Below are 15,017 nucleotides of genomic sequence, written 5' to 3'. Positions count from 1 at the left end.
AACGATGGCAATTAAAGAATATAAAACAATCAAAGAAGTCGTTGGACCTCTAATGCTTGTTACACATACTGAAAATGTTAAGTATGATGAAACAGTGCGTGTTAAACTTGCTAATGGCACAACCAGATATGGACGCGTTCTAGAAATTGATCAAGATAAAGCGTTAGTTCAATTATTCGAATCCAGTCAAGGACTAAAAATTGAAGATGCTAAAGCAGTATTCTTAGGTCATGGTTTAGAACTTGATTTATCTCCACTCATCTTAGGCCGTATCTTTAGTGGTATGGGTGAACCTAAGGATGGTAAAGGTAAAATCATTCCAGAAATGAAAATGGATATTAACGGTATACCACTAAACCCGGTAGCAAGAGACTATCCATCTGAGTTTATTCAAACAGGTGTTTCATCCATTGATGGATTAAATACACTTGTTCGTGGACAAAAATTACCAATCTTTTCAGGATCAGGTTTACCACATAATAAACTTGCTGCAATGATTGCTAGAAATGCAAAAGTTGTCGGTACAACGGATAATTTTGCGGTAGTATTTGCTGCAATTGGTATCACATTTGAAGAGTCAAACTTCTTTATTGAAGAATTTAAAAAGTCAGGTGCAATCGATAGAACTGTCATGTTTGTAAACCTTGCAAATGACCCAGCAGTTGAGCGTATTGCAACCCCTCGTATGGCAATTACAGCAGCGGAGTATTTAGCTTATGAATTAGATATGCACGTTTTAATTATCATGACTGATATTACAAACTATGCAGAATCTTTAAGAGAAATTTCAGCAGCGAGAAAAGAAGTGCCAGGACGTCGTGGTTACCCAGGATATATGTATACTGACCTTTCATCTTTATATGAGCGTGCAGGTCGTGTAAAGGGCAAAAAAGGCTCTATTACCCAATTGCCAATCCTTACCATGCCAGAAGATGATAAGACTCATCCAATTCCTGACTTAACAGGATATATTACAGAAGGTCAAGTGATTTTATCTAGAAGCCTACATCAAAAAGGTATACAACCACCAGTGGATGTCTTACCATCTTTATCTCGTCTAAAGGATAAAGGTATTGGTGAAGGTAAAACTAGAGATGATCACTCTGATACATTAAACCAATTGTTTGCAAGCTATGCGCGTGGTAAAGAAGCTAAAGAATTAGCAACTGTACTTGGTGAATCTGCATTATCGGATACTGATAAACTCTATGCAGTATTTGCAGATAAGTTTGAAAAAGAATACTTATCTCAAGGATATGATTCTAATAGAACGATCGAAGAAACACTTGATCTAGGTTGGAAGTTATTAAATATTCTACCGAGATCTGAATTAAAACGTATCTCTAATAAACGCTTAGATAAATACTACAAAGTTAAGGAGTAATTTCAATGCCAAATATCGCTAATGCAACAAGAATGGAGCTTACAAGATTAAAAAATCAACTAGCTACTACAAGAAAAGGACATCGTCTTTTAAAAGATAAACAAGATGAGATGATGCGCCAATTTTTAAGCATGGTTGAACAATATAAAGTCTTACGCACACTTGTTGAAGATAAATGGTTGGATGCCTTAGATAAGTATGATAGTGCTAAAGCGTTTCATTATGAATCTGAATTACGTGAAAAATTTCTAGTACCTGCAACAACGCTAGAACTGGAATATAAAAAAGAGTCCGTCATGAGTGTTACAGTACCTAAAATTGAGATTAAAGAAACTATAAAGCCTCAAATCACGTACTCATTTCATGGTACGCATCCGATATTAGATGATATTGTCCTAAATCTAGCAAGTAATTTAAATAAGTTTATTGAACTTGCTGCAATGGATAAAAGAGTTCGTATCTTGATTAGAGAAATAGAAAAGACTAAGCGCCGTGTAAACGCGATTGAACATATTTTAATTCCTGAAATTATGGCAGATATTAAAGTGGTTCGTATGAAAATCAATGAGGCAGAATTATCTAATACAATCCGTATTATGAAATCTAAAGATCTTATCTTAAAAAAACAATTAGATAGTCAAAAATGATTATAAAACTCACCATAATTTTGGTGAGTTTTTATTATGTTTAGTTGAAATAAAGAAAAAGGTGAGCAATAAGCTCACCTTTAAAATTAGAATTTATCGAAGTAGATATGTTCTTCAGGCATACCTTTTTCTCTTAATACTTTAATACATGCATCGATCATACCAGGAGATCCACAAAGATATGCTTCGTGACCACTTAGATCACCAGTGTGTCTTGCAACAACTTCAGTGATAAGCCCGATATCTAGATCCCACTCATCTTCTGGAAGTGGAGTAGATAAAGCTGGAATATATTTGAAGTTAGGGTACATTCTTTCAACATCTTTGAACTCTTTAGTATAATATAAATCTTTTTTAGTTCTTGCACCAAAGAAATATTGTGCTTTTCTTGGCATGTTTTGTTCAATTAATTTATAGATAATTGAACGAATTGGAGCTTTACCAGAACCACCAGCAATCATAATGATTGGACGAGTAGACTCTTCTTGTAAGAAGAAGTCACCAAATGGACCAGTAATTTTTAATGTATCTCCAATAACTAATGCTTTATGAATAAACTTAGTTGCGACACCGCCTGGTACTAAACGAATAATGACTTCTGGGTGTCTTAAATCATTTGGATTTGATGCAATAGAGTATGCTCTCGTTGTTTCAATACCAGGTACTTCGATTTGTAAGTATTGTCCTGGTTTGAAAACGAAATCTTCTTTCATTTCAAACTTGATTCGTCTAATATCATGGGTTAGTTGTTCAACTTCAACGACTTTACCATAGAATGGTTTAACGTTTAGTACGGACGGTGGGACTTCAACTTGCATATCCTCATTAACTACCACTTGGCAAGATAAACGAATACCTTCGCTAATTTCATCTTTAGATAAGAATGGTAATTCTGTAGGTTTTGGTGCTTCATGCCAATCGACTAGTCTAAATTTACATGTACCACAAGTAGCTTTACCACCACATGAAGATGGTAAGAAAATCTTGTTATTAGTTAGTGCATTTAATGCTGTTTCTCTACCAGAGATTGTAATGACATTATCTTTATTAACAGTGATTTTACGTTCACCACCACCACCGAGTAATTTATCAACTAAGATAACTACAAGTGTAACAACGATGAGTAAACCAATAAGAATTATAGGTGTATATAATGGGTTCATAGTTTCCTCCTAAAATGATACTCTACCGATACCGGTAAAGCCAATGAATGCTAATGCTAAGATCCCTAAAATTAAGAATGCAATCGCACGACCACGTAAACCTCTTGGAAGGTTAGATACGCGGTACATTTTTTGTCTAACACCTGCAAGTAAGATCATTGCAAATGTCCAACCAACTGAAGAACCGAATGCGAATACGGTTGTTTGTAAGAAATCGTAATTTCTTTGTTGGAAAAATAATGATACAGATAATACGATACAGTTTACAGTAATCAGAGGTAAGAAGATACCAAATGATTCGTAAATCTTTGGAAAATATTTAGCTAAGAACATTTCTAAGAATTGTACAAATGCTGCAATAACAATAATAAATACTAATAATGCTAATTGTTCTGTACCAGTTGCTTTAAGTAATTCATAGATTGGCCAGTTAATTACAGCCGTTATTGTAACAACAAAGATAACTGCAACACCCATGTTGACTGAGTTTTTAATGGATGTGGAGACAGCGATTAATGAACACATCCCTAAAATGAAGATTAAGGCGATGTTATTTGATAGTATTGATGCTAAGAATAATTCAATTAATTCCATGTTTTATCTCCTCCTACGCTTCTTCATATTTCTTGGTTAATGTACGCACTAACCATGCTAATAAGGTTAATACGAAGAAACCACCAGGTGCTAACGCCATAACGTTCCAGTTGATCCAGTTATCAAAACCAGGAATGCTCATACCAAGGAATGTACCAAATGCTAAAGGCTCACGAACTGCAGCGATTGCAATTAATACTAAGGTATAACCCATACCGTTAGCAAAACCGTCAATAATAGTATATTTAACAGGGTTTTTGATAGCGAATGCTTCTGCTCTACCCATAACAATACAGTTTGTAATTATTAAACCAGTATATGCACCAAGGTTTGCAGCAACTACAGGTAAGAATGCTTGTAAGAACATTTGAACTACGATAGTAAACATTGAAATAATAACCATGAAAGCTACCATACGTACCTTAGAAGGGATGAGATTACGCATCATAGAGACCATCATAGAAGAAGCCATAATAACGAATGTAACACCAATACCCATGACGATTGCATTTTCTACTCTATTTGTAACAGCAAGTGCTGAACAGATACCTAATACTGAGACAATAATTGGATTTTCTTCTGAAATACCATTTTTAAGTATTAGAAACCATTTTTTATATTGGAGTCTTAACCAACGACTTGGTTTAGGTAAGATTGATTGATTGTTTTCCATATTATGCCTCCTCCGCAAATGCTAATTTATATGCTGCTACAGTTTCATTTAAAATGTTTAACATAGAAGCCTTAGTTGTAGTAGCTCCACCATAACCATCAACAATTTCAGAATCTGTTGTTGGTGTTTCTACAAATGAGATTGTTGGTGAGAATTTCTTACCAACATAATCATCAAAGAATGTTAGGGTTGTTTGAATACGTGCACCCCATTTTTCATGTTGTTCATAAACACTGATACGAACAATTGTTTCAAAATCGCTAGCTAGTGTTATAACACCTTTAATGTCACCTACAAAACCTGTTGTTTCATATGTGAAACTTACATTTTGATTTGTTTTATTTGTATATAATGTTAAGTCACCAGAAGTTTCTACATTAAATGTTGTATCAAATAATGTTTCATAATTTAAGTCAGTAGATTCAACACCGTTATTTGCAAGCATTGCTTTTTTCCAAACCATGTTTGGATCGAAGAACGCAGTGTAATATGAATCACGTACTGAATTTAATATTTCAAGCATAGCGCCTTTAGTTGTAGTAGCACCACCATATCCATCAACGATTTCAGAATCAGTTGTTGGTGTTTCTACAAATGAGATTATTGGAGCAAACTTCTTACCGACATAAGCATCAAAGAATTCTGCATTATTTTGGATACGAGCTCCCCAAGTTTCTGATTGTTGGTAAATTGTAATATAAACAATCGTTGAAAAATCATTTTCAAGTGTTAGTACACCTTTAATAACTCCACCAAAACCATCTGTTTCAAATAACATACTGATATTTTGATCTGTGTTATTTCTGTAAAGTGTTAAATCACCTTGTGTTTCAACTGTAAATGTTTGATTAAATAATGTCTTATAATCTTCTTCAGTAGAAGGAATACCATTATTTGTCAGAAGTGCTTGTTTCCAAACCATGTTTGGATCTACACCATCAATAAAGATTGAATAATATAAATCTCTTGCGTCATTAAGTCCTAATACGAAATTCTTTCTAGTAGTAGTAGCACCACCGAAACCATCAAAATCATCAGATAATTCGAAGTCAGGTGCAAATTTCTTACCAACAAAGTACTCTAATACTTCTGGGTGAGTTTGAATAACTGCGCCCCAACCTTCAGATTGAGAAAGTACTTTGATACCTAAAATTGTTTCAAATAGTGGATCAAGTGTCACAACTGCATCAATTGGACCATTGAATCCGCCAGCAGTAAATGTGAAACTTGCGTTGCCATTTACTTTGTGAGTATATAGTGTTAATTCATCGATTGTAGTTGTTTCGAAGTTTTGAGCAAATACATCTTCAAAGTTTTCGCCAGTAAACTCGACATCATTATGAGTCATAATAGCTTTCATTGCAACGGATAATGGATTCACATCTCCGAATAAACCTAACATAGTGCGGTATTCAACACTTAGTAGACCAACAAAAGCATTAGAAGTACCAGTAGCACCGGTAATTGCATCTACTTCATAATCTGTAGTAGGCTCTGTCTTAACAGCAACTAAACCAAGGGATTCATCAAATTTCTTACCTGCATAATTATCTAGATAAGGTTTTTCTGCGACAATACCACCTAAACCTGGAGTTTCTCCTTGTTTAGTAACGGTAATTTGAACAATTGTTTGGAAATCACTTTCTAATGTAATAACACCCGCAATGGTATCCCATAAGCCACCACCGCTGAACTGATAACTCACTGCACCAGTTTGATTGTGTACATATAAGTATCTAGTATTACCATTCGTATCTTCAGCAGTTCTTTCTTCAAAAGTCTCTAGAAATACTTCGTCGAAGTTCGCATCAGTATAATCAACATTATGATGCGTTAATATAGCTGTTTTCCAAGCATATTCTGCATTTTTAGCAATTCTATCACGTGTGATCATATCTGCACCCATTAAAATGACAGAAGATAAAATACCCATGATAAGAACAAAGCTTAACATACTAATATATTTTTTCATATAGCAACCTCCTCGAGGTTAGGAATATCTTTTACTTTAGGTACAGTCCATACATCAATTAAGCCTACAACAGCATTCATGAACGTTACGGAATAGATAATACCTTCAGTATTAGGTGCAAGTGGATTGAAAACCCAAATATTTTGAATAATCCAAGTTATAAATCCTAATCCAATGCCATAGATGAATTTACCTTTATTGTATAATGGTGCAGTTTGTGGGTCTGTAGAAACAAACATAACAGCAAACATCAAGTGCCCCATTAAAATAGAGTAGGTTGCATACATAAATGGATTAACACCAGTTTTAGTGAAACCATTTATGAGAGATAATACAAAATATGTACCTACAAAGGTTAGTGGAATACGCCAATCAGAAATTCTAATAATCATCATGAGTAAACCTAATATAATGATACCTAACTTAAATGTAGTACCAATTGCTCCAGCATAGTTTCCTAGTAAGACATCCCATAAGGAATAGGTAGTCATGATTTGTCCTGGACTATTTTTAAAGATTGTAGCTAAAGTCTGAGGAGAAGCCAAACCAGATACTGGTTCTAGAAAATTATTAACATAAATTGGAAATGCAAGTGCAATGAAGATTAATCCAACCATTGCCGGATTAAATACGTTCTTGTCTTGCCCACCCCATATGGATTTTGCAAAGAATACCCCAAATGCTGTTGCAATACTTACCATCCAAACTTGATCAATGATCGTTGGTGTTGTAAGTAGTGTAATAACAAGTGGTGTAATCCAGAAACTTGTCCAATCAAAAGTTTCTTTTCTAGCTTTTGAGCTAAGTATTTCTACCACGAAAGACGTGAGTATTGCCGCTGCGCCCACAATAAAAACAGTTGCTCCAAAAATAAACGAAGCAGCTATCAATAATATGAACAATGCGCTGGCAACAAAAATTCTACTTTGTTGTGATTTATTCATTTTAATTTCCTCTCAAGTATTGTTATATTTATTTTAACATGATAAGACGAAAAAATATGTAAATTTACACTCGATTTATTAAACCTTTGTATAACAAAGAAGAACCGAACTAGATGTAACAATAAAAAAATAACATCAGACAGCATAATGGACAAAAGGTGCTTAAAAATGATATCATTAATAATAGAAGACTTTACCAAATTTTAGTAATAAAAATAACGGATGAAGAATTAAAGGGTGGTGTAAATATGGATATTAAAGATATGCTTTTAAATGATGCTTCTGATAAGGATATCCTTCAAGCATTAGAAGAAATGCACAGTTTTGATATTGTAGAAATCTTCAAAGAACTAAAGCCTGAATATCAAGAAAGATTGAAGCAAATTCTACCTACAGAGCAGTTTGCTGATGTTTTGTCATACCTTGAACCAGAACATGCAGCAGAACTACTCCAAACCCAGAGTTTAGATGAACAAGTATTAGTTGTTCAAAATCTTGAGCCTGATGATGCTGCTGATATTATTAACGAGTTTGGTAAATCAGAGAGATTAGAACTTATTAACGAACTAGACGCCAGTGATCCTGTAATAAACTTAATCCAATATAAGGAATATACAGCTGGTGCTTATATGAATAATGACATATTGTTTGTAGAAGGTACAAATGATGTCAAAGATATTACTAAAAAGCTCATTAAAAGCGCAGCGGACTTAAAGAGTGTTAAAACGATATTTGTAACAGATAATGAATCGAAATATTTAGGTCAAATTTCATTAAAGACTTTAGTTAGATCGAAAAGTCCTTTAACTGCCCAAGATATTCTCAAAAAAGAACCAGTACTCAATGTATTTGATGATGTAGATGTCATCATCAAACATATGAAGTATTATGGTGCTTATGATGTTGCCGTATTAAATGATGAACAAAAGATCATTGGAGCAATTACAACCGATGACTTACTTGATATCTACCGTGATGAAGCAGTAGAAGATATTGAAAAACTATCACTTCTTCCTGATACAGATGTTAAGACCAATGTATTTAATAGTGCACTTAGAAGATTACCTTGGTTAATTATTATGATGATTTTAAGTATTCCACTTGCACTAATTACTTCAAATTACGAAGAGATTTTAACAAGTGTCGTGATACTTGCTTTATTCCAACCACTACTATTAGATTCTGGTGGTAATGTTGCCCACCAAACACTTGCTGTTACACTAGTTGGACTAACAAGTAAAGAAGGTGTATCGATTAAAGATGGCCTAAAAGAAGCATTATCAGGAATGATTATTGGTTTTGCACTAGGTATTTTAGCATTTATTGCAGCTTACATTTTAAGTGATTTAATGAAGGTGGATTCCCCTTTATTAGTAAGTATTGTTGTAAGTTTAACTATTTGGATTATTGTCATACTCGCACCTATTATAGGGTTTTTAGTTCCTTTTATACTAAGCAAACTTAACTTTGACCCTGCTTCCTCATCTGGTCCTTTTATTACTACAATTATTGATGTTTTATGCCTAGTCATTTATTTTGGTTTAGCTACTTTACTACTAGGAGGGATAATCCATGCGTAATATTGACTTAAATGCATCTGTACAAAAGTTAAAAGTACAGCTTCAAAAGTATCATGCTTCTGATATTGCTACAGTATTTGAAGATCATGAAGACCACCGTATGAAAATCTTCCAAGCGCTCGGTGTTAAGATGTTTAAACATGTATTTGTATTACTAGATGAAGCGGTACAAATAGAGTTTTTTGAAGAACTCTCAAAAGAACAGAAACAATCCATGTTAAAGTTTTTGGATACTGAAGATATTAAAGCATTTATTGATTTACATGAGGTTCAAAAACAGATATTTATCATCTCATTATTGCAAGAAAAAACTAAGAATGAAATTATGCAGTTATTTACTTATGAAGTAGATTCATCAGGTGCCTTATCATCTCCTCACTTTGTAAATCTACCAAGTACATTCACTGTAAAAGAAGCAACGCATTATGTGACAACAGAAGTCACCGAAAAAGATGAACTTGATGTTATATTTTTCCATGATCAAGATGATTTATATAAGGGTGCAATTCCTCTACAAGAACTCATTATTGCAAGAGCAAATCAAAGTCTAGAAAAACTCATCAATGATCAATATCCTTTTGTATATTCAGATGACCCAATTGAACTTGCTATTAAAAAGATTAGAGACTATGATATAGAAATCATTCCAGTACTAGATCATGACCATAAACAAATTGGTATTATCTTATTAGATGATGCCTTAACAATTATGGATGAATTACATACAGAAACCATTACGAGTTTAGTTAAAGCGCATACAGTAAGTGATACTGATTCTGCTTTAAAGCGCTCTATGAACCGCTTACCTTGGCTAGTGATATGTGCTTTACTAAATATAGTGATAGTAAGTGCTCTTTCTGGATTTAGTAATGTTCTAGAAATGAATGTTGCATTAATTCTATTCCAACCACTCATACTTGGGATGGCTGGTAATATTGGTACACAAAGTATTGCAGTATCCATTTTAAAACTACAGAATCAACCCCAATTATTTAAAAAAGATGTCTTATTTGAACTTGGGATTGGCTTCTTAAATGGTTTGATTTCAGGTGTTTTAGGTGGTGGATTTGTCTATGCATTTTTAAACATCCTACCTAATACCTATACAGATATGAACTTGGTTGCACTGGTTGTATCATTATCTATATTTATATCTATGGTTTTATCTGCATTATTTGGTGTACTTACTCCGATGGTACTGCGCAAGTTTAATCTGGATGAAAAAGCAGCAAGTGGTCCACTAATTACCACAATCAATGACTTTTTTGCACTTGGAAGTTACTTCGTCATTGCAGCAATCATTTTACTGTCATAAAGAGTTTATATAAAATATAAAGATACATCATGTGTTAAAATAGCATATAGAATAAAAATAAAAAGGAGTCAAATATGAGAATTCATTTAATTGGTTTAGGAAAAATGGGTGCAAATTTGGCATTAAACTTAAAAGATAAGAAACATGAAGTGATTGGGTTTGATTTAAACGATCAAGCTAGAGCACAATTAAATAAGGCTGGTATTGAAACGCATGATGAACTATCTAGTTTTTTAGTTAGAAAAGATCATGCAAGATTTGTTGTTTGGCTTATGATACCAAACGGCTTGGTTGATCAAGTCATTGAACAAGTGATTCCTTATTTAAATGAAAAAGACATTATTATTGATGGTGGAAACTCTAACTTTAATAAATCTATTGAACGTTATAACAGACTTAAAGAGTTAGACATCGATTTTGTGGATGTTGGTACCTCAGGTGGTACTGAAGGTGCTAGACATGGTGCTTGTTTAATGGTTGGTGGAACTAAAGAAGTATTTGAATATTTAAAACCGGTATATCATGATGTATCTGCTAAAGACGGTTATGGCTATATGGGTGGTCCAGGTAGTGGTCACTTTGTTAAGATGGTTCATAATGGTATAGAATACGGTATGATGCAAGCTATTGGTGAAGGTTTTGAATTAATTGAAGCCTCTAATTTTGATGTGGATTATGAACGTCTAACTCAAGTATGGAATAGTGGATCTATCATTGAATCTGCACTTGTAGGTTATATTGGCAGTGCATTTAGTAAAGATGCTAAATTAAGTGAAATACAAGGTCGTATTGATGATAGTGGTGAAGGTAAATGGATGGTTGAAGAAGCACTTAATTTAGAAGTAGCTATTCCAGTCATTGCACAATCCTTATTTACAAGATACAAATCAAGAGATGAGCACAAATTTAGCGAGAAAGTGGTAGCTGCAATGCGTAATGAATTTGGTGGGCATGCAGTATATAAGAAGAAAAAATGAAAAAAGATTTAATTATTGTTATATTTGGTTCTACAGGTGATTTAACTGCAAGAAAGTTATTGCCTGCAATTACTTCACTATATAAATCAAATAATATTACACAAAATGTACAAGTCATAGCATTAGGTCGTCGTGATTTTGATACAAAGGCTTATTTAGAATATATTCAAAAGCATACAACTAAGAAATTAGATATAGTGACTTTAAATAAGATTTTAACGTATTATGAAATTCAAATTACAGAACCTCAAGACTATGTAAACCTTCAAAAATTTATTGAACCGATGTTAAAACCAGATACTAAAGAAATTTATTACATGGCTATAGGGCCGGAAATATTAAAAACTGTTTCTAAAAACGTATCTCAATCTAAACTGATAGAATATAAAAATCCAAACCAAGTCTTAGTGTTTGAAAAACCATTTGGTCATGATCTGGATTCGGCGATGGCAGTTAACGATATGCTATGGAACTACTTTGATGAATCTCAAATATTTAGAATTGATCATTACTTAGGTAAAGAGATGATTCAAAATCTAATGACAGTCAGGTTTGCTAATAGAATATTAAAAGATACTTGGGATTCTAAATCTATTCAGTCAGTTAAAATTCATGTAAAAGAAGAAGAAGGTATTTTATCAAGAGCTGGATATTATGATACATCTGGTGCCTTAAAAGATATGGTTCAATCTCACCTTCTACAAATATTATCTTTAGTTGCTATGGATGCACCTAAAAAATATCAATCAGATTACATCAAAGATGAAAAAGTGAAAGTATTAAGAAGTCTTGAAATAGATCAAGAAAGTGTCGTATTTGGTCAATACAAAGGCTATTTAGATGAAGAAAATATACCAAGTGACTCGAATACTGAAACATTTGTCTACTTTAAAACGTATGTGAATACACCACGTTTTAGAGGTATTCCGTTTGAAATATTAACTGGTAAGAAGTTGGCTAAAAAAGAATCTTATATTGAAATACTTTATTACCCAACCGATGAACAAGAAAACTGGCATTTAGATATTTTACCAAATAAACTAACAATTCATATTCAACCAAATGATGGTGTAGCACTTAATATAAACTCTAAAAAACCTGGATTAAAAGAAAATTTAGAAGAAGTTACACTATCCTTTAACACCTCAGAATCCGTTGAGGGGAATATTCCGGAAGCCTATGAAAAACTCATTTTAGATATTGTTACCGGACATAAGACACTATTTACGAGATGGGATGAAATTGATGCAAGTTGGCATTTCATTGATCAAATCAAAAAGTGTACGAACTGTGTAATCGTCTATGAAGATGAAAAAGAAATCATGAGTCATATTCATAAAAAATAAAAATATAAAACACTTATTCAATATAAGTGTTTTATATTTGTCCATTTGGAAACGCTTTCTATAGCGTTTTAGTAGAATATATGTACAAAAAGACGATATAACAACATATTAATGCTATAATAGAAAAGAATTAAATACCTAAAGGAGTACACTATGCAAACGTATATAGATACCTACAAAAACATGCGTAAACGCCTCAATGCATATGGCTATGCGATGTGGGTTTTAGAGTGGGATTTAGAAACGGATCACCCCACGGGCGCTGTAGATTATAGAGCCGAACAAATTGAAGTCTTAAGTAATGAAATCTATGCTTTAGAAACTGATAAAAAATACAATAAAGCAATTGATTATTTATATGAAAATATTGATAAACTTGATGATTTGCTAAAAAGAGAAATAAAAAAGGTTGAAAAAGAACATCGTTTAATCAAGAAGATGCCGAAAGATGAATATATAGATTATCAAGTATTACTATCTAAATCTACTTCTATTTGGTCAAAAGCTAGAGAAAATGATGATTTTGAAATGTTTTTACCGGTACTAGAAAAAATAGTTGCATACCAAAGAAAAATTGTACGTTACCTACAAACTCCTGAACTTAAAGGTTATGATGTCTTACTTGATTTATTTGAAGAAGGTATGACAACAAAGGAATATGATGTATTTTTTGAAGATTTAAGAAATGAACTTGTACCATTTGTCTTAACTGCAACCAGTGGTAAAAAGCCCTTATCTAGAAAATTAACTAAAAATTTATTTCCTTTATACAAACAAAAACAATTCAACATGTATTTAACAGATGTATTTAAATTTGATTTAACACATGGTGTACTTCGAACAAGTGCACATCCGTTTACATCAAATTTTTCAAGTTTTGATGTAAGAATTACAACAAGATACATCGAAAACTCCATTGAATCAGCTATCTTTTCAACAATTCACGAAATGGGACATGGAATCTATGAACAAAATATTAGTCCGGAATTAAAAGATACAAATCTTGCAACAGGTAGTTCTATGGGGATTCATGAATCTCAATCAAGAATGTATGAAAATATGATTGGTCGTTCCTATGCATTTTGGGAAGCACATTTTGATCACTTAAAAGAAATATTTGATAAGGAACTTAAGAATGTAACACTACTAGAGTTCTATCAATATATTAACCGTGCTGAAAGATCACTTGTACGAACAGAAGCTGATGAACTTACCTATCCACTTCACATTATGGTTCGTTATGAAATAGAAAAATTACTAATTAGCGGTAAACTCAAAGCAAAAGATGTTGCTAAAAGATGGAAGAGACTTTACCAACAATACGTTGGTGTACGTCCTAAAGATGATAAAGATGGTGTTTTACAAGACATCCATTGGGCAGCAGGATCATTTGGTTATTTCCCAACCTATGCGCTAGGTAGTGCGTATGCAGCACAAATTTACTATGCAATGAACAAAGATTTTAATGTTGAAAATGCGATTTCTGACAATAAAATTGAAAAAATTAATGCATGGTTAAAAGAACATATACATCAATATGGTCAAAGCAAGTCACCAAAAGAGTTGATGTTGATGGCAACAGGTGAGCCTTTTAATTCAAAATATTACATTGAATACTTAAAAAGAAAGTTTTCAAGTTAAAAAAAACAGATGCTATTCAAGCATCTGTTTTTCATTTTAGGAAGGGATTATTTTCTTTTTCATATCCAATTGTAGTTGGTTTACCATGTCCTGGATAAACAACAGTTTTATCAGGTAATGTTAGTAGTTTAGTTCTAATGGTATCCATTAAAACTTTCTCATCGCCAAAAGGTTTATCTGTACGGCCGATAGATTCGAAAAATAACGTGTCACCACAAAATAGAAATGGTTCATTATATAAAGCAGTAGAACCTTCTGAGTGACCAGGTGTTTCGATAACTTTAAAAACGTGGCGACCAAAATCTATTTTATCGCCTTCAACTACATATTGATCCACAGGTACATCGTATGCAAAATAGTTATAGACAGTATCTGTCATCCAAACTTTATCCTTTAGTGGCGCATACACTGGGATATGATAATGTTCCTTTAATTGTTTTACACCGCCGGTATGATCATGATGGCCATGTGTAATGTAAATAAATTGTGGATCAAGCTTTCTTGACTTGATGTATTCGATAATTTCAGAACCCTCATAACCAGGGTCAATAATAAAGCATTGTTTATTTTCTGAAACTACATACGCATTCGATCGAGCTTCTCCCAATTTTAATCCAATGATTTCCATAATTTCACCTGTAGAGATTATACACTAGTTTTATGATTTTAACAAATACTTCGATTATATTTACATATTGTAGTATTTATAAAGATTATAAATAAAAACGATTGATTCAATTAATGATTTATTATATACTTAAATAAGAACACTTGTAGAACG

General features: G+C 32.8%; 13 protein-coding genes. 7 read left to right on the top strand and 6 right to left on the bottom strand.

Annotation, left to right across the window (positions count from 1 at the left end):
• The first annotated feature begins 4 nt into the window (after window positions 1-4).
• Entirely contained in the window at window positions 5-1,384 is a 1,380-nt protein-coding gene (locus IY230_RS05885; protein WP_196370636.1) for a V-type ATP synthase subunit B, read from the top strand.
• A 5-nt stretch (window positions 1,385-1,389) separates the two neighbouring features.
• Window positions 1,390-2,031: a V-type ATP synthase subunit D gene (locus IY230_RS05880; protein WP_196370635.1), complete on the top strand. Its 642-nt coding sequence runs from the start codon at window positions 1,390-1,392 to the stop codon at window positions 2,029-2,031.
• Window positions 2,032-2,117: 86 nt separating this feature from the next.
• Here the strand turns inward: IY230_RS05880 and IY230_RS05875 are convergent, their stop codons facing one another.
• The 5 genes from IY230_RS05875 to IY230_RS05855 are packed head-to-tail and all read right to left on the bottom strand — an operon-like array spanning window position 2,118 to window position 7,377.
• Window positions 2,118-3,194 carry an NADH:ubiquinone reductase (Na(+)-transporting) subunit F gene (locus IY230_RS05875; RefSeq protein ID WP_196370634.1) on the bottom strand — a complete coding sequence of 359 codons (1,077 nt, stop codon included), beginning with the start codon at window positions 3,192-3,194 and terminating at the stop codon, window positions 2,118-2,120.
• A 9-nt stretch (window positions 3,195-3,203) separates the two neighbouring features.
• The gene (locus IY230_RS05870) at window positions 3,204-3,788 is read right to left on the bottom strand and encodes an Rnf-Nqr domain containing protein (RefSeq protein ID WP_196370633.1); all 585 of its coding nucleotides are present in this window, start codon (window positions 3,786-3,788) and stop codon (window positions 3,204-3,206) included.
• A gap of 13 nt (window positions 3,789-3,801) precedes the next feature.
• Window positions 3,802-4,461 (bottom strand): Rnf-Nqr domain containing protein, encoded by a 660-nt coding sequence (locus IY230_RS05865; RefSeq protein WP_012242909.1) that lies wholly within the window; start codon window positions 4,459-4,461, stop codon window positions 3,802-3,804.
• Window position 4,462: 1 nt separating this feature from the next.
• A complete protein-coding gene (locus IY230_RS05860) occupies window positions 4,463-6,433 on the bottom strand; it encodes an FMN-binding protein (protein WP_196370632.1) in 1,971 nt (656 codons plus the stop codon).
• Complete coding sequence (locus IY230_RS05855; protein WP_196370631.1) at window positions 6,430-7,377, bottom strand: RnfABCDGE type electron transport complex subunit D; 948 nt, start codon at window positions 7,375-7,377, stop codon at window positions 6,430-6,432. Before IY230_RS05855 ends, IY230_RS05860 begins: the two co-directional genes overlap by 4 nt.
• A 248-nt stretch (window positions 7,378-7,625) precedes the next feature.
• Between IY230_RS05855 and mgtE the strand changes: the two genes are divergently transcribed.
• The 5 genes from mgtE (at window position 7,626) to IY230_RS05830 (ending at window position 14,236) form a co-directional block, all read left to right on the top strand.
• Entirely contained in the window at window positions 7,626-8,957 is a 1,332-nt protein-coding gene (mgtE, locus tag IY230_RS05850; RefSeq protein ID WP_196370630.1) for a magnesium transporter, read from the top strand.
• Window positions 8,950-10,272 carry a magnesium transporter gene (locus IY230_RS05845; protein WP_196370628.1) on the top strand — a complete coding sequence of 441 codons (1,323 nt, stop codon included), beginning with the start codon at window positions 8,950-8,952 and terminating at the stop codon, window positions 10,270-10,272. The genes mgtE and IY230_RS05845 overlap by 8 nt, the downstream gene beginning before the upstream one ends.
• Before the next feature lie 74 nt (window positions 10,273-10,346).
• Window positions 10,347-11,249 (top strand): phosphogluconate dehydrogenase (NAD(+)-dependent, decarboxylating), encoded by a 903-nt coding sequence (gene gnd / locus IY230_RS05840; RefSeq protein WP_196370626.1) that lies wholly within the window; start codon window positions 10,347-10,349, stop codon window positions 11,247-11,249.
• On the top strand, window positions 11,246-12,595 hold the full coding sequence (gene zwf / locus IY230_RS05835) for a glucose-6-phosphate dehydrogenase (RefSeq protein ID WP_196370624.1): 1,350 nt from the start codon (window positions 11,246-11,248) through the stop codon (window positions 12,593-12,595). The genes gnd and zwf overlap by 4 nt, the downstream gene beginning before the upstream one ends.
• A 153-nt stretch (window positions 12,596-12,748) precedes the next feature.
• Window positions 12,749-14,236, top strand: coding sequence for a carboxypeptidase M32 (locus IY230_RS05830; protein WP_196370622.1), 1,488 nt, complete (start codon window positions 12,749-12,751; stop codon window positions 14,234-14,236).
• Window positions 14,237-14,267: 31 nt separating this feature from the next.
• On the opposite strand, the gene IY230_RS05825 is transcribed toward IY230_RS05830, so the two are convergent.
• Window positions 14,268-14,864, bottom strand: coding sequence for an MBL fold metallo-hydrolase (locus tag IY230_RS05825; RefSeq protein WP_196370620.1), 597 nt, complete (start codon window positions 14,862-14,864; stop codon window positions 14,268-14,270).
• Between the last annotated feature and the right edge of the window lie 153 nt (window positions 14,865-15,017).

Origin of the sequence: Acholeplasma laidlawii (assembly GCF_015709225.1) — a bacterium.
GTDB classification, from domain to species: domain Bacteria; phylum Bacillota_I; class Bacilli_A; order Acholeplasmatales; family Acholeplasmataceae; genus Acholeplasma; species Acholeplasma laidlawii_A.
This window is presented reverse-complemented; position numbering and strand designations above follow the sequence as displayed.